The sequence below is a fragment of the Pseudomonas sp. UMAB-08 genome (assembly GCF_900095225.1).
GTDB lineage: Bacteria > Pseudomonadota > Gammaproteobacteria > Pseudomonadales > Pseudomonadaceae > Aquipseudomonas.
Genome location: NZ_LT607422.1, coordinates 57,475 through 75,462, shown reverse-complemented (window position 1 = coordinate 75,462; position 17,988 = coordinate 57,475). Strand labels below are relative to the sequence as shown.

15 protein-coding genes are annotated in these 17,988 nt (G+C 57.2%); 9 read left to right on the top strand and 6 right to left on the bottom strand.

Annotated features, from left to right (window positions below; genetic code table 11):
- Nucleotides 1–18: 18 nt before the first annotated feature.
- Genes K0F75_RS16195 through K0F75_RS25805 form a run of 3 tightly spaced genes read left to right on the top strand, consistent with a single transcriptional unit; the run spans nt 19 to nt 971 of the window.
- Nucleotides 19–246, top strand: coding sequence for a hypothetical protein (locus K0F75_RS16195; RefSeq protein ID WP_219062943.1), 228 nt, complete (start codon nt 19–21; stop codon nt 244–246).
- Nucleotides 243–737, top strand: a complete 495-nt coding sequence (locus K0F75_RS16190; RefSeq protein ID WP_257604407.1) for a hypothetical protein — start codon at nt 243–245, stop codon at nt 735–737. Before K0F75_RS16195 ends, K0F75_RS16190 begins: the two co-directional genes overlap by 4 nt.
- Before the next feature lie 45 nt (nt 738–782).
- A complete protein-coding gene (locus tag K0F75_RS25805; RefSeq protein ID WP_257604406.1) occupies nt 783–971 on the top strand; it encodes a hypothetical protein in 189 nt (62 codons plus the stop codon).
- A 41-nt stretch (nt 972–1,012) separates the two neighbouring features.
- Here K0F75_RS25805 and K0F75_RS16185 read toward each other — a convergent pair whose 3' ends face one another.
- Nucleotides 1,013–2,797: a GspE/PulE family protein gene (locus K0F75_RS16185; RefSeq protein ID WP_219062942.1), complete on the bottom strand. Its 1,785-nt coding sequence runs from the start codon at nt 2,795–2,797 to the stop codon at nt 1,013–1,015.
- A 117-nt stretch (nt 2,798–2,914) separates the two neighbouring features.
- The gene (locus K0F75_RS16180) at nt 2,915–3,256 is read right to left on the bottom strand and encodes a hypothetical protein (protein WP_219062941.1); all 342 of its coding nucleotides are present in this window, start codon (nt 3,254–3,256) and stop codon (nt 2,915–2,917) included.
- A 101-nt stretch (nt 3,257–3,357) separates the two neighbouring features.
- On the opposite strand from K0F75_RS16180, the gene K0F75_RS16175 reads away from it, so the two are divergent.
- From K0F75_RS16175 to K0F75_RS16160, 4 genes are read left to right on the top strand one after another with little or no spacing between them, the layout of a single operon-like run.
- Nucleotides 3,358–3,648, top strand: a complete 291-nt coding sequence (locus K0F75_RS16175; RefSeq protein WP_219062939.1) for a phage late control D family protein — start codon at nt 3,358–3,360, stop codon at nt 3,646–3,648.
- Nucleotides 3,611–5,407: a type VI secretion system Vgr family protein gene (locus tag K0F75_RS16170; RefSeq protein WP_257604412.1), complete on the top strand. Its 1,797-nt coding sequence runs from the start codon at nt 3,611–3,613 to the stop codon at nt 5,405–5,407. The genes K0F75_RS16175 and K0F75_RS16170 overlap by 38 nt, the downstream gene beginning before the upstream one ends.
- A gap of 18 nt (nt 5,408–5,425) precedes the next feature.
- Nucleotides 5,426–7,930: a hypothetical protein gene (locus K0F75_RS25800; RefSeq protein WP_257604405.1), complete on the top strand. Its 2,505-nt coding sequence runs from the start codon at nt 5,426–5,428 to the stop codon at nt 7,928–7,930.
- A gap of 6 nt (nt 7,931–7,936) precedes the next feature.
- Entirely contained in the window at nt 7,937–8,356 is a 420-nt protein-coding gene (locus K0F75_RS16160; protein ID WP_219062935.1) for a lysozyme inhibitor LprI family protein, read from the top strand.
- Nucleotides 8,357–9,327: 971 nt separating this feature from the next.
- Here the strand turns inward: K0F75_RS16160 and K0F75_RS16155 are convergent.
- Nucleotides 9,328–10,695, bottom strand: coding sequence for an inorganic triphosphatase (locus K0F75_RS16155; RefSeq protein WP_219062933.1), 1,368 nt, complete (start codon nt 10,693–10,695; stop codon nt 9,328–9,330).
- Between the two features lie 142 nt (nt 10,696–10,837).
- On the opposite strand from K0F75_RS16155, the gene argE reads away from it, so the two are divergent.
- A complete protein-coding gene (gene argE, locus K0F75_RS16150) occupies nt 10,838–11,986 on the top strand; it encodes an acetylornithine deacetylase (protein WP_219062915.1) in 1,149 nt (382 codons plus the stop codon).
- 146 nt (nt 11,987–12,132) lie between these two features.
- Entirely contained in the window at nt 12,133–13,431 is a 1,299-nt protein-coding gene (argA, locus tag K0F75_RS16145) for an amino-acid N-acetyltransferase (RefSeq protein ID WP_219062913.1), read from the top strand.
- Between the two features lie 57 nt (nt 13,432–13,488).
- Here the strand turns inward: argA and gshA are convergent, their stop codons facing one another.
- The 3 genes from gshA to K0F75_RS16130 all read right to left on the bottom strand — a co-directional run bounded on the left by gshA (nt 13,489) and on the right by K0F75_RS16130 (nt 17,988).
- A complete protein-coding gene (gshA, locus tag K0F75_RS16140) occupies nt 13,489–15,075 on the bottom strand; it encodes a glutamate--cysteine ligase (protein WP_219062912.1) in 1,587 nt (528 codons plus the stop codon).
- Nucleotides 15,076–15,274: 199 nt separating this feature from the next.
- Complete coding sequence (locus K0F75_RS16135; protein WP_219062910.1) at nt 15,275–15,658, bottom strand: PaaI family thioesterase; 384 nt, start codon at nt 15,656–15,658, stop codon at nt 15,275–15,277.
- Nucleotides 15,658–17,988, bottom strand: a complete 2,331-nt coding sequence (locus K0F75_RS16130; RefSeq protein ID WP_219062908.1) for a Tex family protein — start codon at nt 17,986–17,988, stop codon at nt 15,658–15,660. Before K0F75_RS16130 ends, K0F75_RS16135 begins: the two co-directional genes overlap by 1 nt.

Below are 17,988 nucleotides of genomic sequence, written 5' to 3'. Positions count from 1 at the left end.
TCTGAAGAGGAGCTGAGCATGATTAAACAAGAAAAAACCCTGCGCTATTTGGAGTCGCATATCCCTGAAATGGCCGCCTCGGCAGTTACTCAGGCGTTCTGGCAGGCACTGGCTTCGGGTAACAGCGTACTGGAAAGTCGTGATGGCGCAATCTATGAGACGTCCCCTGATGGCAGCCAGAAAAAAGTAAAAAGTATCGCGGCGCCGACCACTGTCACGCTCGGCGAAAAGCGTCGCTTGAAATGACTGCAATACCTCGTTTACGAATGTTTGCGGGACCGAATGGTTCAGGCAAAAGCACCATCAAGTCGGTGATCAGCCCTGAGTTGCTTGGTGTCTATATCAATCCTGACGATATCGAAAAAAGCATCCGCGAGTGCGGCGCGCTGGATTTTCAGACGTATGGGGTTGCTACCTCCGCCGAGGAGGTATCGAGCTTTTTCAAGAGGTCCACATTGTTAGCCAAAGCTGGCCTGCTGGATGAGGCACAGCATTTGGACTTCGGCGATGGTGTTTTGGGCTTTGCTGAAGTCTCGGTCAACTCTTATTACGCATCAGTGGTTGCTGACTTCATGCGGCACAAGCTACTGGAGAGCGGCACGTCGTTTACCTTCGAGACCGTCATGTCGTCGCCCGACAAAGTGTCTTTGCTACAAAAAGCGCAGAAGCTAGGCTTTCGGACCTACCTCTATTTCGTTGCCACAGACGATCCGATGATCAACATTTCTCGTGTCTAGAACAGGGTTCGTCTCGGTGGGCATCCCGTACCGGAAGATAAGATCGTGAGCCGTTACGCCCGCTCGCTGGACTTGCTGATGGATGCCATTCGATACAGTGATCGCGCTTACATTTTCGATAACTCCAGTCACGAAAGTACCTGGCTGGCGGAAGTCACTGACGGCAAAGAGCTGGAACTGCATGCAGCGCAGATACCTGCGTGGTTCAAGGTCGCTATTTGGGACAAGCTTTAACACGGCGCCATATCAAAGCCGCCGTGTGATGGTTGCCGTTTTCACCGCTGCTCACTCTGAGGCGTTACCCGCAATACCTCTTCGAGCGTGGTCAGCCCGGCGGATATTTTTTGCGCGCCGGACAAGCGCAAGCTGCGCATGCCTTCCTTGAAGGCCTGGCGGCGTATGGCGGTGAGGTCGAGGTCGGCGCTGATCAGGGCTTTGACGCTGTCGGACATCAGCATGATTTCGTATACCCCGGCGCGGCCGCGATAGCCGGTGTCACGACATTCTACGCAGCCGACAGCATGTTGGGCACCGGTCGGGACGGGCGCTTGCCACGGGCGGGTCAGGGTTTGCCAGTCGCTTTCTTCCAGCTCGATGGGCGCTTTGCAGTGTGGGCATAGGGTGCGCACCAGCCGTTGGGCCATGACGCCGAGGAGGGTGGCCTTGAGCAGGTAATGGGGCACGCCCAGTTCCAATAGGCGGCTAATGGCGCTCGGGGCGTCATTGGTGTGCAGGGTGGACAGCACGAGGTGGCCGGTCAGCGCGGCCTGGATCGCCATTTCTGCGGTCTCCAGATCACGAATTTCGCCGATCATGATGATGTCCGGGTCCTGACGCATCAGTGCGCGCACGCCGCTGGCAAACGTCAGGTCGATGTTGTGCTGGACTTGCATCTGGTTGAACGCCGGCTCGACCATCTCGATAGGGTCTTCAATGGTGCAGAGATTGACCTCCGAGGTCGCCAGCTTTTTCAGGGTCGTATAAAGCGTCGTAGTCTTGCCCGAACCGGTTGGGCCCGTGACCAGAATGATGCCGTTGGGTTGCTGCGTCATGTCCTGCCAGCGGCGCAGGTCATCGCCAGAAAAGCCCAGTTGATCGAAGTTCTTCAGCAGCACTTCCGGGTCGAAAATCCGCATCACCATCTTTTCGCCGAACGCGGTGGGCAAGGTCGACAGTCGCAGCTCGACTTCGCCGCCCTCAGGTGTCGTGGTCTTGACCCGGCCATCCTGCGGTTTGCGTTTCTCGGCAACGTTCATCCGGCCCAGGCTTTTCAGACGGCTGACGATGGCCATGGTGACTTGCGCTGGAAATTGATAGACGTTGTGCAGCACGCCGTCGATGCGAAACCGCACGGTGCCTTGTTCGCGACGGGGCTCGATATGGATATCGCTGGCACGCTGCTGGAATGCATATTGGAACAGCCAATCGACGATGTTGACGATGTGCGCGTCGTTGGCGTCGGGTTCCTGGTCGCTGGCGCCGAGCTTGAGCAACTGTTCAAAGTTGCCCAGATTGCTCATTTTCAGATCAGAGGCGTTGGCACCGCTGACCGACTTCGCCAGCCGGAAAAACTCCACGGCCAAACGCTGGATGTCTGCCGGGTTGGCGACCACGCGTTTGATCGGCAATTTCAGGACGTGCATCAGGTCTGCTTCCCAGGCGCTGACGAACGGCTGGGCACTGGCGATGGTCACCGATTCGCGGTCCACAGCCACCGCGAGGATCTTGTGTCGTTGGGCAAAGGCGTACGACATCAGCGGCGTGATGGCCGCAACGTTGATCTTCAGCGGATCGATACGCATGTAAGGCTGACCGACCTGCTGCGCGAGCCAGAGGGTGAGGCTTTCCAGGTCGAGCTTCTTGCCAGGCCGCTTTAAATCATCGAGCTGTTGGGCGGCGATGAACTCCAGCGGGTGCAATTGAATGTTCAGCGCTGAACGGCGCAGAGTGAGCGCGTATTCAGCGCTTTCTTGATCGGTAAACCCTTGAGCAACCAAGTCGTGTAGCAGATCGTTGAGATCCAGCCAACGGTCTTGGGTAACTGAGGCGAGGACGGACATGCGGGCTCCTTGGGACAGTTCTGCTCTGACCGGCTAATGGCAAGACAAGAATAGTCCCCGGCGCGCCGCATGTGTTACCCGGAGCGAGGTGAAGGGTTGCGAAAATTTACCGAACCGCTAACCGACGGCCAGAACTACCTGTTGCGGTAAGACGTTCTGAATCGCGTTGGGTTCCAGTGTGGCTGAACAAATATTGATCAAGTTGCGCATTTTTTCGCCAATGACCTGTGCCCGATGCCAGCTCAACCCGTCCAGCTGGACGTCAATCATCAGTATCTGATCCTGCTGCAAAACGCTGACCTGCTGCGTAATCAAATACAGCATCGCAAACAGATTCAGCACCCTGCATAAAGGGTCGGGCTCTGCCTCGGCAAGGATTTGATAGTGCGCACAGGTATGAGCATTGCCGCAGGAAGACGCTTTAGTCGCAATAACTGTCCTTAAGCAAATCCCCACCAAACAATGGGAAGCGTCCTACCCACCCTGTCAGCCAGGGAATCTATATCTATACGATTTGCTGCTGGACACTTGCCGAGTCCTTCAGATATGGAAACCGGCCGATGTCCAACACCCCGACGTTCACGCTCAGCATCAAAGGAAACCAGGACCACGAGTTGCTCGTTTTGGCCTTTTCCGGCGAAGAAGCCATCAGCGAGTGCTTCGAGATCACCGTTGATGTGGTCACCGAACGACCGCCGCGCGAGCTGGAAAGCCTGCTGCACAAAGAAGCCTACCTGGCCTTTGGCAATCAGGGCTTGCACGGCCATATCTACTCCATCCGGAAGGGCAAAGTGGAGCCACTACCAATTGGTGATGGTGCCGTTTCTGCGCTATTTGCAGCACGCCAGTAATCGGCGGATTTTCCAGAACCTGACCACTGAAGCTATCCTCCGTGACGTGCTCAAAGGGCATGGCGTGCTGAGCGGCCTGGACGTGCAATTCACCATCGGTCCGGAGAAACCGGTCCCGCACGAATACTGCGTTCAGTACGATGAATCCGACCTGCATTTCGTCAGCCGTTTGTGCGAAGCCGAAGGCTACTTTTATTACTTTAAACACACGCCACAAGGGCACCAACTGATCTTCGCCGATCAGGAAACCGAGTTCTATCACGCGGGCAACCCCACCGTGGCGATGCCGTTTCGACCGATCAACGGTATGGCGTCGGAGCATCCGGTGATCCAGGCGTTCGGCGTAGGCCTGAACACCCGCCCCAGCCGCGTGATCCACCGTGATTACGACTTCAAAAACGCGCACATCTCGCTGGAGGCGGACCGGGATTCCAAGGTATTTCCGAACCTTGAGGCGTACATCTACCCCGGAGAATTTGATACCGCGCACGCAGGACGGGTGCGCACGCGCCGGGCGCTGGAGCGGCTTCGCGGCGATGCTGAACGGGCCCAAGGTCAGAGCAACCAGCCGGCATTGCGCAGTGGCACGCCGTTACAGATAGAAGAACACCCGGAGCGGAACTGGAACGTGGTCTGGCTGCCAACCTGGGTGTTTCATGAGGGTCGCCAGCCTGCTGTATTAGAGGAATACGCGGTCGGTGACGAGCCGGTGGAAACCGGCCGAATCACTCAGGGCTATCGCAATGAGTTCATTGCCATCCGCGAGGCCGTGCAGTTTCGTCCGGCCCTCAAGCATCCGATCCCGAAGATTCAAGGCATGCAAACCGCTGTGGTGACCGGCCTTGCGCAGGAGGAAATCCATTGCGATAAATACGGGCGGGTAAAAGTCCGTTTCCACTGGGACCGCAGTGAAAACAACGAAAGCACCAGTTGCTGGATACGCGTGGCCTCCAGCTGGGCCGGTGCCGGGTATGGCGCGGTCACCATCCCGCGCGTGGGCATGGAAGTGTTGGTCGCCTTTGAGGAAGGGCATGCCTGTAAGCCGATAGTGGTGGGTTGCCTGAGCAACAACACCCATCAAGTGCCTTACAACCTGCCGGACAACAAGACCAAAACCGTTTTGCGCAGTAAAAGCACCGGGGGAGGTTCGGGCTTCAACGAGTTACAGCTTGAAGATAAAAGCGGTGCAGAGCGGATCTACCTCCGCGCCCAACGCGACATGGAGCAGTTGATCCAGAACGACAGCCAAATCGAAATCGGCGGTCAGCGTCTGGAAACCATCAAAGGCAACAGCACCACCGTGCTCAAGGCCGAGGAAAACGTCACCGTCACCGGCGCGCGCAAAGTGCAGTTGCTGGCTGACGATCACCTCGACGTCACCGGCAGCAGCCACACTCGCGTGGGTGGCGACTTATTGATGGCCGCCGGCCAAGAAATGCACATCACTGGCGACAACATCGTCATCAACGGCGGCCTCAGCCTGACGCTGTCGGTCAATGGTCAGCACATCGTCATCAATCCGGCGGGGATCTTCAGCAGCTCAATGATTCTCCCAGGCGGCAAACCAATGCCAGGAACACCTGCCAGTCCCTCGTCACCGGGCGAGGTAGATCCGTTGAATGCCGGGCAAATAGAGGCGCCGTCAGACCGCCAGAAGATTCGTACTTCGACGTCAACCAGCGGCGCTGGCAGCTCCGACGCATCCACCGCTCAGACCCTGTCGAATACCCCCCGTAATAAGAACCTGTTCTCCGATTGACCTGCCGGAACGCTCTCCATGACTACCTTTCAATTCCCGATCCGCAAGGCTGACGGCAGCCAATTCCAGGACGCTGAACAGCTTCACAAACTGCTGGAAAGCGAAACCTCAGGCCGCTACCTGCTGAGCAACAGTGGCTACTGGCACGGCGGTATCCACATCAGTAATGAAAGCGCACCGCATTGCGTCTTTGACGAGCCGGTGCGCTGCATTGCCGATGGTGAGGTCGTGGCGTATCGCTTGAATAAGCACTACCTGACCTCCTATGTCGGTGAGGGCCTTGATGCTCCTTGGCTAAAGTACTCCACGTCGTTTTGCCTCGTTCGGCATCACTATCAATCGCCGCCTAACCCGGAAGAAGGCCCGAACTTTGGCAAACAAAACGAGCTGACGTTTTACAGCCTGTACATGCATTTGCTGCCGTTTGAGGAGTACCAGCACGACCACCCCACAAAGCGGTTAAAAGTCACCCATGGTGACTGGCCCGCGCGGGATGTACCCAAGGGCGAGCCAGGCAGCAAGATCCTCGGCAACATCCCGGACAATGTAGTCTTTGACGTTATTGACGGTCGCCTTACACCGGAAGGTTATTACTTCTCCAAAGGTCGGATCGTTAAAGGTCAAGTGGGCCAACAAGGCGTAGGGGCTGAAGTGTGGTTTGCCAGCGAAAAGGATGACCAACCGATTCGTAATAGTCAGGGCCGGTTTCGTTTGTGGGACATAACGTCTCGACGGGCAAAACCGACGTATTGGCTGGGTCTGGTAGATGCCGTGGTGAAGGACCCGAACGGGCTTGAGATGTACCTGCCGCCGCAGAACAAGACGTTCGGCACCAAGCCTGAATCGGAGCCACGCCTGCCGCAGAATTACCGCTTTCGCTTTGACAGTGAGCAGGCCATCCCGGTCAAGTTCGACGACGGCAGAATCGCTCGTACCGCCCCGTGTACCCGTGAAGTGACTCACACAAGAAGGGACACAATCCCCCTGAGCTTCTGGGCGTTCATCGACGATCAAACCGTTGAATATCCGCCTGACGAACCGGTTCATCTAGACACGGTCGTCGTCCCTCAGGCCCCCATCCCAATCAAGGCCGGCGACCCCGTCGGCTTCCTCGGCCTCTACGAACTGCCCGACGGAGCCGGCAAAAAGACCCGCCATCAGGTCCATCTGGAGGTCTTCACCTGCGACCCGCAACTCGATGCCTTCCTCAACAACGAGGCCGGTCTCAAGCAAGGCAAGCAATACCTTGAAGTCTTGCGCCTGCAACACGCCATCGTAGGGCGCGACAGGGAAACAACGCACCCGACCTACCTGTTCAAAGACCACCTCTTCGACCTGAAGAAGCTCCCTGTCGTCAAAGATGAAAGCGGCGAAGACTGCTACAAAGTCAGCGTCCTGGAACGAGCCAGAACCCCCGACACCCCATTACGAACCCTGGATGCGCTGGTCAGAAAACAAAGCGCATTGGAAGATGGCACCGGCGTTCGTGTCATCAGCCAACATGATCTGAGAGCCATTGGCTTCAAGGTCGTGGAACAACACCAACGCGACAGTTGCAGCCCGCTGAACGACGAGAGCGTCTGTCAGTTCTATGCACAACTAAACGCGCTGGCGGACGTCAACAGCGATGGCCAAGTAACCGCCGACGAACTCCGGCAAACCCTCAAAAATCCCGAGTTCAGAGACCGCTGGTCAAAACTGGTTGTCCGCCACCACACCGAATGGCAAACCCAATCCGACGGCGCCAGCTTGCAACCGTTTCGGGACCGATTGAGCCACAACCCTGAGCTGCTGCGTCATGAGAGTGAGCGGATTGATAAGTTGGTGTTTTGGGATGAGGTGGCGGTGAAGTTGAAGTTGAAGTTGCCGGTGGATGGGCGGGTTTCGTATTTTCATCCGGTGGAGTTTGTCGGGGGGCTGAGTGTTACGCAGGAATCTAAAGCGGTCGGGAGAATTACTTTCGACGCGGAAGGCAACGATACTCCGGGCTCGATCTATTTTAGTCGTGTCATCCACTGGCCGGGCAATGAACTTTCAGGTGTTACGCTAGGTCGTGGTTACGACATGGGGTCAAGGAGCCAATTCGAAGTAAGCGGCCATATGATTGCGGCAGGTTTAGATGCCGTGCAAGCTTCAAAAATAGCTAAGGCCAATGGACTTAAAGGCAGTGCGGTTAAAGAGTTCGTATCGAACAACAAGCTTAATATTGGGGAGATTACCCACGAACAGCAGAGAGAGTTATTCGATATCGTATATCCTGATTATATAAGCAGGGCAGTACGAAACTACAATAAGTGGACAGCTGGCGAGTCAGGACGGACTGAGTGGGACAATCTTGCGCAGGTCATTAGAGACGTCTTAGTCGATTTCGTATATCAAGGTTTTACTCAAGGTGCAAACCCGATGAAGGCAGGCATGACAAATGATATTGACCTACTGATCAGATACATAGAAAGCACCCCCGCATTGAGTCAGTATGAGCCTGGTAGGCGTAGAGCAAACTATTTGAGAAATAACAGGTAAGATACCATGAAATATAAAAACGCATGTTGTGTGGGTGTGGGGCTTCTCGTTTGGATGAGCACTGCCTTGGGCTCGGGAATTAATGGCGATAAATGCGAAAATATACGTGATAGTTTAGGCGTCTTTGAGTGTTCGAAAGATAAGAAAGAATACGCAGATAATAGGCTTCATGAGAATTACAGTCTTCTGGTGGCCAGAATTAAATCACAATTTGAGCGAGATCAGCCATTAGGAGAGAAATATTTGTTGGTGGTAAAAAAATCTCAACTAGCATGGATAGATTTAAGAAATAGTAACTGCGCTTTGGAGGCGTTTGAAATTGAGCATGGAAGTCAAGTTTATGAGGTCGTTGTGAATAACTGTGTGGCCAGAATGAGTGAAGAGAGGACGGATTATTTGAGCGATATTTCTCCAGGGTTGCAGTAATTTATTTTATTGGTCTTTAGGGATGGTCTGAAAAAGCCATATCCCAAAAAAGTGAGGCCATGACATACGTGGCCTCCAGCCTGATACTTTTCTGAAAAAAAGAATTTATAGGGTGTTCTTAGAGGATTTCTGCAGAGGTATACCTCGGATAACGATTTTGCACGGTTTTTGGAGACTATTTCCGACCGGGCAAAACGATCGAATGTGCCTGAAGATCGATGTAATAAGCGCGTTCAATATTTAAGGTGAGTTGTTGTGAATAAATTTATAATCGGCCTTGCGTTGCTATTCTCATCAGTATCCGCACAATCAAGCGATGTCAACTACAAGGACGTTTTTAGGGTCGACTCACATCGAATAGGAAGTGTGGTTGTACGATACATTAAGTTTTTCTCAGAGCCATGCTTGGATGTGCAGTCGTTAAGGCAAGATCCGACATGGCAAGTATTGTCGTCTAAGCGATTTTGCTCTTTCGAAGGAATGTCATTTGCGGATGAGGTTGCAGACGCGACCTTTGAAGATATTTATATTGGCGAAGATGGTGTTCACTTGACGCTGAGTATTACTCCCTTACGACTAACTGGATAGCAGAGAAGGGCATGTGTTGTTCCGGTGGAGCAAGGGATTATTGGGGATCTTCAGTGCGCAGAGGCTGTAAATCCTTGAGCGGGAAAATAAATCTGGATCAATGGATCTCCACTATTTTTCGTATTCACCTCGACCCGTTTTTATGTCTAAATCTGACAGATGCTTAGAAAAAGACCTACATGCCCACTAACGGTTTGGGGATTCAGAGATCGTTGGTCAAAACTGGGTGTCCGCTCCGCCACCACACCGAATGGCAAACCAAATCCGATGGCGCCAGCTTGCAATCGTTTCGGGATCGACTGAGCGACGACCCTGTCGCTATGAATTCGCTCCCCCAGAAAACAGGCAATTCCTGCGGGGCGAATTCATGCGTGACGTCGGTATTACAAACGCAACAAGGTCTTCCATGCGCGGCTCTGGAACACCACAACGGTCTGTTGCACGCGTGCGTCGAGGATTTCGTCGCTGATTGGCTCAAGCGCCAATTGCTCAAGCTTGTTCAGCTCGCCGTACAAGCGGTCCAGCTCGGGCAAATCCAGTACGCCACGGGCCAGATGCAGCCAGGCCTGAATGCGTTCGATGCGCGGCAGTTGTTCCGCCAGGTCTTCCGGTTGTTGCTGATAGCGACCCAATTGCAGCGAAGTCGCTTCTTCAGCCAGCAGGCGCGGTACCCAGTTAGCCAGTTGCGCAGCGCCCTGGCGATTGCCGCGGGTGTTACGGTCAGCGGTCCAGCTGCGAGCCATCAGCCAGCGCGAGGTGTTCAACGAGAACAGGCCCCAACGCGTGTCTGTAAGCTCTTCGATGAACTGGGCGGGCGCTTCGGTGCGGACGTCGGGGTCGTCTTGACCGGCCTGGACCAGCGGGCGCCAGTCTTCGAGCAAGGCGTCCAGCGATGCACGCAACTCGTGGGTCGAGGTGCGTGGCGCGGCCTGACCCAGACTGCCAACCAACGCGCGCAGTTCGGACAGCAACGCCACCCAATCCTGCAACAAACGCCAGTGACCGTTGAAACGGTACTGCTCAGCCAAGCGCTGGCTGCTGGCCAACAAATGCCAGGCCAGCGCGGCGAAGGCGTCGTCCAGCGGCATTTCTGCGGTCAGTTCTGGTGCCGGTAGGCTCAGCGAGTAGCTATTGGCGTCGAACAGGCGATAGCCACGCTCGGCTTTGCTGATGTCGCAGGGCATCAACGGCAGCGTGGCAGCCAGTTCAGCGGCCAGCTCCAGCAGTGCGGAAGGATCACCTTCGCGCAGCTCCAGCTCCAGCTCGCAGATTTCTTCTTCCTGCTTGCCGGCAATGACCCGGCCCAGGTCCAGTGCCGCTTCGATCACGACTTTAGCCTTGCCACGACCCCAGGCAATTTCAGCACGCTCACGGACGAAATCGGTGGTGAACGCAGGTTTGATGGTCTTTTTATCCAGCTCGGCCAGCTCTTCCGGCCAGCATTCGCCATCGAGCTTTTTAAGGTCGAGCTTGGCTTTGGGCAGATCCCAATTGTATTCATTGCGCTCGGACAAGCCGGCAACGCTTTGCCCGCGAGTCTTCAACGTCTGAATGATCGCGTCGCCATCACGGCGCAGGCGCAGGGCCACTTTGGCGTTTGCCAGGTCGCGTTCAGGCGTGTCGAAATACTGATTGAACAGCTCAAGGCGTTCCCAGCCACTTTTGTTGCGTTTTTTCAGCAGTGGGTGGTCGCGCAGGGCGGCGAGGGTTTCGCGGCTGACGCGGAGTTTGATTTCGGTTTCTTTCTGCATGGCCGGGGAATCCAAGCGCTAATCGCTAATAACGGGAGCGCAGCCTGCAAATACGTGGCTGCTGAGGCCGAACAGTGTACAGGACATGTTTATTCATGGGGGCCGATAGCCCTATGATGGTGCTCAAACGAGGAGATTGCTCATGCCCTTACCGTCCATGAAAGACCAGTTTGCCGCGTTGATTGCAGCGCCGTCGGTGAGTTGCACCCAGCCCGCGCTGGATCAATCCAACCGTGCCGTGATTGATCTGCTGGCGACCTGGCTGGGTGATCTGGGGTTTGCCTGTGACATTCAGCAGGTGTCGCCCGGCAAGTTCAACCTGTTGGCGAGTTTCGGCAGCGGCCCAGGCGGACTGGTATTGGCCGGGCATAGCGACACCGTGCCGTTCGATGGCGTGCTGTGGCAAACCGATCCGCTCAAACTGACCGAGGTCGATGGGCGTTGGGTAGGGCTGGGCAGTTGCGACATGAAAGGCTTCTTTGCCTTGGTCATCGAAGCGGTGCAGCCGTTGCTCGATCAACCGTTCAAGCAGCCATTGTTGATCCTCGCTACCTGCGATGAAGAAAGCTCCATGGCCGGTGCTCGAGCGTTGGCTGCAGCGGGTCGTCCTTTGGGTCGTGCGGCGGTGATCGGCGAGCCGACCGGGCTCAAGCCGATTCGCCTGCACAAGGGCGTGATGATGGAGCGCATCAATATTCTTGGGCGCAGCGGCCATTCGTCCGACCCGAGCCTGGGCCACAGCGCGCTGGAGGCGATGCACGACGCGATCACTGAATTGAAGGGCCTGCGTCAGCAATGGCAAGGCGAATACCGCAACCCTCAGTTCAGCGTGCCCCAGCCAACCCTCAACTTCGGGTGCATTCATGGCGGTGACAACCCGAACCGGATTTGCGGTCAGTGCTCGCTGGAGTTCGACTTGCGGCCCTTGCCGGGCATGGACCCGCAGGTGTTGCGTGCCGCGATTCGGCAGAAGCTGCAACCGCTGGCAGAATTGCATCAGGTGCAAATAGACTATGCGCCGCTGTTTCCCGAAGTACCGCCGTTCGAACAGGCCGCCGATGCCGAATTGGTGCGCGTCGCCGAACGTCTGACCGGGCATCGCGCCGAGGCGGTGGCGTTTGGCACCGAAGCGCCTTATCTTCAGCGCCTGGGCTGCGAAACCCTGGTTTTGGGCCCTGGCGACATTGCCTGTGCTCATCAGCCAGGCGAATACCTTGAAATGTCACGCTTGCAGCCTACGGTGCGTCTACTACGTCAGTTGGTTGAACATTATTGCCTGACCCCCGCATGAGTCGGGTCAGCTCAAGTGATCTCGAAGCCGTTGGGCTCTAGATAGAAGGAGAATGCGCGTGTTGCCAAGCCTGTTCCGACGATAACCACCACAGTGCTGTGAGTGTTCTTACGCGTTCGTCCAATCTTTTACAGGCTCTTCAAGTCATGCCCGACTACGTTAACTGGCTTCGCCACGCTTCGCCGTACATCAACGCCCACCGTGATTGCACCTTTGTTGTCATGCTGCCCGGCGACGGTATCGATCATCCGAATTTCGGCAATATCGTCCATGACCTGGTGCTGTTGCACAGCCTCGGCGTGCGACTGGTGCTGGTGTATGGCTCTCGCCCGCAGATTGAAAGCCGTCTGGCGGCGCGCGGCCTGACGCCGCAATTCCACCGTAACCTGCGCGTCACCGATGCGGCGACCCTCGAATGCGTCATCGACGCGGTAGGCTCCCTGCGCGTCGCCATCGAAGCACGCCTGTCCATGGACATGGCCGCTTCACCGATGCAGGGTTCGCGCTTGCGCGTGGCAGGCGGCAATCTGGTGACTGCGCGGCCGATTGGTGTGGTCGAAGGCGTGGATTACCACCACACCGGCGAAGTGCGCCGGGTCGACCGCAAAGGTATCAACCGCCTGCTCGACGAGCGCTCCATCGTGTTGCTGTCACCGCTGGGGTATTCGCCGACGGGGGAGACGTTCAACATCGCCTGTGAAGACGTCGCCACTCGTGCCGCCATCGACCTGGGCGCCGATAAATTGCTGCTGTTCGGTGCCGAGCGCGGCCTGCTGGATGATCAAGGCAAGTTGGTGCGTGAGCTGCGCCCGCAACAAGTCCCGGCGCACATGCTAAGGCTGGGCAGCAACTATCAGGCTGAATTGCTCGACGCGGCGGCTGAGGCATGTCGTGGCGGTGTCGGTCGCAGCCATATCGTCAGCTACGCTGAAGACGGCGCCCTGCTGACCGAGCTGTTTACCCGCGACGGTGGCGGCACGCTGGTTGCGCAAGAGCAGTTTGAACTGGTGCGTGAGGCGGCGATTGAAGACGTCGGCGGTTTGCTGGATTTGATCACGCCGCTGGAAGAGCAGGGGATTCTGGTGCGTCGTTCGCGCGAAGTACTGGAACGCGAGATCGAGCAATTCAGTGTGGTCGAGCGCGAAGGGCTGATCATTGCCTGTGCCGCGCTGTACCAGATCGCGGATTCAGATGCCGGTGAGTTGGCCTGCCTGGCCGTCAGCCCGGAATACCGCCATGGCCGACGTGGTGATGAACTGTTGGAGAGGATTGAGGCCCGGGCTCGGGCGCAAGGCTTGAAGACACTGTTCGTCCTTACCACCCGTACCGCGCACTGGTTCCGTGAGCGCGGGTTTGAGCCGAGCAGCGTCGACCGTCTGCCCAGCGCACGAGCATCGCTTTACAACTATCAGCGTAATTCGAAGATCTTCGAGAAGACGCTGTAGGGGCTGTGTCCATCGCGGCAGAATGCGCTTGCAACTGCGCGTCCCGCCGCGATGGCGTCAGTTACTGATAGCCAGAATGCTTGCTTGATACGAACCGACAAACGTATCGAAATCGACAATTTCTTCGGTTTGCTCCAGCTCGGCCTGTTGGGCGATTGAGTTGCGGGCCAGGGTTTCGAAGTGCAACTGGTCTTCAGCGCTCAACGGTTCGCTGCGGAAGTACTCAGCGTGGGCCTGGCTCTGACGGAAGGAGAATGCGGTGAAGCCTTCCTTGTGTTCCGTCATGCTTGCCAGCACTTGTGCCGAAGGCGTCCGTGAAGAATCGTTGACCTTGGCCATTTGCGCGGCCAGGGCTTTGACGTGTTCTTCACCACCGTGGCTCTGATCGAGTAACTGCGACAACGGCGCGATTTTTTCCAGCAGCTCGGTGGCCCAGGCTTTCAAGTCGATCGTGGTGTCATTGCGCTGCAATTCCAGACCCGGACGACGGCCTTCCTTGACCACGGTCAGGAAGTTCGAGGCAGCATTGGCGCATTCGTTGTTCGCCAGTTGCGGGCTGTCCTGCAGGGCGCAATACAGCACGAACGCGTCGATGAAGCGCGCTTGCTGCAAATCGATCCCCATAGGCAGGAAAGGGTTGATGTCCAGGCAGCGGACCTCAACGTATTGCACGCCACGGGCCACCAGCGCCTGGATCGGACGTTCGCCGGAGTAGGTCACGCGTTTTGGGCGAATGTTGGAGTAGTACTCGTTTTCGATCTGCAGGATGTTGGTGTTGAGCTGAATCCACTCACCATCCTTGTGGGTCCCGATCTCGACATACGGCGGATACGGCGTCGCCACCGCTTTACGCAGGCTGTCGGTGTAGCTGGTCAAATCGTTGTAGCACGGGGTCAAACCGGCCTGGGCGTTGCTCTGGTAGCCCAGGTCGCTCATGCGCAGGCTGGTGGCGTAGGGCAGGTACAGCGTGTCGGCGTCCCATTGCTCCAACTGATGCGAGCGCCCGCGCAAGAAGCTTGCATCCAGTGCCGGCGAGGCGCCGAACAGGTACATCAGCAGCCAGCTGTAACGGCGGAAGTTTCGAATCAGGGCGATATAGGACGCTGACTGATAGTCGCGGTCCGTGCCGACAAAACCTTCGGCCTGCTTGAGCAGCGGCCAGACTTTTTCCGGCAAGGAGAAGTTGTAGTGAATGCCGGCGATGCACTGCATGGTCTTGCCGTACCGCAAGGCCAGGCCTTTGCGATAGACGTACTTGAGCTGACCGATATTCGAGGTGCCGTAGTAGGCAATCGGGATATCTTCTTCGGCCGGTAGCGGACACGGCATCGAGGGGCTCCACAGGTACTCGTTGCCGAGCTTGCTGTAGGCGAAGCGATGGATCTTGTCCAGGCTGGACAGGGTATCGGCCGTGTGCGGCAGCGCGGGCGTGATGAACTCCAATAGCGATTCGGAGTAATCGGTGGTGATTTGCTCGTTGGTCAGCGCGGCGCCCAGTTGTTCAGGGTGCGGCGTCTGCGCCAGGCGTGCTTCGCCCGTCACGCGCAGGCATTCACGCTCAATACCGTGCAGGCACTGCTCCATCAGGGAGAGGTTAGTGCGCTCGCTAAGCAGAGCCAGGCGGCGGTTGAGAAGTTCGCTCAAGTTGGATTCCTTCACGCGTCGGTCGCCCCAATATGGGGGTGGAAATGACGGTCTACAAGGGTGAAGAGAGGAACTGGCGTTGTCGCCTGGTTTTGGTTTGAAACGCCGATGCCCGTTGCTTGGTTTGGCTGCAACCCAAACAGAAAATTCCGACACTGTTTTCACAATGCCGAAATTAACCCAAATCGACGTGCGACAGCTAGATGACTGCGAACGTCCCTTGTGCTTTTGCGACCAGTTTGTCGCCCTGCAGCACTTCTGCCTCGACAACCAGCGTGCGCCGTCCTGCATGCAGTACCTTGGCGATGCACAGCACCTCGCCTTCGGACACGGCCCGGACGTAGTTGATCTTGCACTCGACCGTCACGCTCTGCTGATCGAAGCCGTGGGAGCTGGAGCAGGCCAGACCCATGGCGATATCGACCAGGCTGAAGATCGCCCCGCCATGCATCACGTTGCCGCGATTGCGCAGGTGAGGCTCCAGCGCCAGGCTGACTTCGGCAACGCCGTCGTCCAGGCGTTGCAACTGGCAGCCGAGCATCTTGAAATAAGCGCTCTGGGTCAGCCCTTCGGGGATGGCCATCAACGCTTCTTCAACTGTTTGGCGTTGGCGAACAACGAAGCCATGGCGTTATTGGACGGGGCTGCGACTGCTACCGGGGCTTCCTTGCGGGGCGTGTTTTGTTGTTGCGAGCGAGGAGCAGAGCCCGGACGCGCGCCACGAGCACCGTCGATTTTCTCACCCGGGGTGTCGCTCATGCGCATCGACAGGCCGACGCGTTTGCGCGGGATATCGACTTCCATGACCTTGACCTTGACCACATCGCCGGCCTTGACCGCTTCACGCGGGTCCTTGATGAATTTCTCGGACAGCGCGGAGATGTGAACCAGACCGTCCTGATGCACGCCGATATCGACGAAAGCGCCGAAGTTGGTCACGTTGGTGACCACGCCTTCGAGGATCATCCCCAGCTCCAGGTCCTTGAGCTCTTCGACGCCGTCCTGGAACTCGGCCGTCTTGAATTCAGGGCGAGGGTCGCGGCCCGGTTTTTCCAGCTCTTGCAGAATGTCGGTGACGGTCGGCAGGCCGAAAGTTTCATCGGTGTACTTCTTCGGATCGAGGCGCTTGAGGAAGCTCGCGTCGCCAATCAACGAACGGATATCGCGGTCTGTTTCAGCGGCGATGCGTTGTACGAGCGGGTAGGCTTCCGGGTGAACTGCCGAGGAATCCAGTGGGTTGTCGCCATTCATTACGCGCAGGAAGCCGGCAGCTTGTTCGTAAGTCTTTTCGCCGAGGCGGCTGACTTTCTTCAACGAAGCGCGGGTCTTGAAGGCGCCGTTTTCATCGCGGTGAGCGACGATATTTTGCGCCAGCGTGGTGTTCAGGCCAGAGATGCGGGCGAGCAAGGCAACCGATGCGGTATTCACATCGACGCCAACAGCGTTCACGCAGTCTTCGACTACCGCATCCAGGCCTCGCGCCAGTTTCAGCTGCGAAACATCGTGCTGGTACTGACCGACACCGATGGATTTCGGATCGATTTTCACCAGCTCGGCCAGTGGGTCTTGCAGGCGGCGGGCAATCGACACCGCGCCACGGATTGTCACGTCCAGCTCCGGGAATTCCTTGGCTGCCATCTCGGACGCGGAATACACCGAGGCGCCGGCTTCGGACACCATCACTTTGGTCATTTTCAGACCTGGGTATTTTTTGATCAGTTCGGCGGCCAGTTTATCGGTCTCGCGGCTGGCGGTGCCGTTGCCGATTGCGATCAGGTCAACCGAATGCTTGGCGCAGAGTGCAGCCAACACGGCGATGGTCTGGTCCCACTGATTCTTGGGTACATGCGGGTAAACGGTCGCGTAATCGAGCAGCTTGCCGGTCGCGTCGACCACGGCCACTTTGCACCCGGTGCGCAGACCAGGGTCCAGGCCCAGCGTGGCGCGTGGGCCAGCCGGTGCCGCCAGCAGCAGGTCATGCAGGTTGTGCGCGAACACGTTGATCGCTTCGGTTTCCGCGCCGTCGCGCAGTTCGCCCAGCAAGTCAGTTTCCAAGTGGGTGTAGAGCTTGACCTTCCAGGTCCAGCGCACCACTTCGGCCAGCCATTTATCCGCGGGGCGATTCTGGTTTTGCAGGCCGAAACGCTCGCTGATCATCATTTCGCACGGGTGCATGGCGCCCGGCAGCTCTTCGCCAATCTTCAGGGACGAGCTGAGAAACCCTTCGTTACGCCCGCGAAAAATGGCCAGGGCGCGGTGCGATGGCATGCTTTTCAGGGGTTCGTCGTGTTCGAAGTAATCGCGGAACTTGGCGCCGGCTTCTTCCTTGCCAGCCACTACACGGGCGCTGAGAACAGCCTCGTGTTTGAGGAAGCTGCGCAGTTTTTCCAGGAGGTTGGCGTCTTCGGCGAAGCGCTCCATCAGGATGTATTTAGCGCCTTCGAGGGCGGCTTTCACATCGGCCACGCCTTTCTCCGCGTCGACAAACCGTGCCGCTTCGCTTTCCGGGCTCAGGGTCGGGTCATTGAACAGACCGTCGGCCAACTCGCCCAGACCGGCTTCCAGGGCAATCTGGCCCTTGGTGCGGCGCTTTTGTTTGTAGGGCAGGTACAAATCTTCAAGGCGGGTTTTGGTGTCGGCGAGTTTGATATCGCGCGCCAGTTCCGGGGTCAGCTTGCCTTGCTCTTCGATGCTCGCAAGGATGCTGATGCGTCGCTCGTCGAGTTCGCGCAGGTAGCGCAGGCGCTCTTCCAGGTGGCGTAACTGGGTGTCATCAAGGCTGCCGGTCACTTCTTTACGGTAACGGGAGATGAAAGGCACGGTTGAGCCTTCATCCAGCAGAGCGACGGCCGCTGCGACCTGCTGTGGGCGGACACCGAGTTCCTCGGCGATGCGGCTGTTGATGCTGTCCAT

Coding starts and splice junctions, on each gene's coding strand:
- K0F75_RS16195 (WP_219062943.1), top strand. CDS start 19: ATGATTAAACAAGAAAAAACCCTGCGCTATTTGGAGTCGCATATCCCT.
- argE (WP_219062915.1), top strand. CDS start 10,838: ATGCCCTTACCGTCCATGAAAGACCAGTTTGCCGCGTTGATTGCAGCG.
- argA (WP_219062913.1), top strand. CDS start 12,133: ATGCCCGACTACGTTAACTGGCTTCGCCACGCTTCGCCGTACATCAAC.
- K0F75_RS16160 (WP_219062935.1), top strand. CDS start 7,937: ATGAAATATAAAAACGCATGTTGTGTGGGTGTGGGGCTTCTCGTTTGG.
- K0F75_RS16175 (WP_219062939.1), top strand. CDS start 3,358: ATGTCCAACACCCCGACGTTCACGCTCAGCATCAAAGGAAACCAGGAC.
- K0F75_RS16185 (WP_219062942.1), bottom strand. CDS start 2,797: ATGTCCGTCCTCGCCTCAGTTACCCAAGACCGTTGGCTGGATCTCAAC.
- K0F75_RS16190 (WP_257604407.1), top strand. CDS start 243: ATGACTGCAATACCTCGTTTACGAATGTTTGCGGGACCGAATGGTTCA.
- K0F75_RS16130 (WP_219062908.1), bottom strand. CDS start 17,988: ATGGACAGCATCAACAGCCGCATCGCCGAGGAACTCGGTGTCCGCCCA.
- K0F75_RS25800 (WP_257604405.1), top strand. CDS start 5,426: ATGACTACCTTTCAATTCCCGATCCGCAAGGCTGACGGCAGCCAATTC.
- K0F75_RS16155 (WP_219062933.1), bottom strand. CDS start 10,695: ATGCAGAAAGAAACCGAAATCAAACTCCGCGTCAGCCGCGAAACCCTC.
- K0F75_RS16170 (WP_257604412.1), top strand. CDS start 3,611: ATGGTGCCGTTTCTGCGCTATTTGCAGCACGCCAGTAATCGGCGGATT.
- K0F75_RS16135 (WP_219062910.1), bottom strand. CDS start 15,658: ATGGCCATCCCCGAAGGGCTGACCCAGAGCGCTTATTTCAAGATGCTC.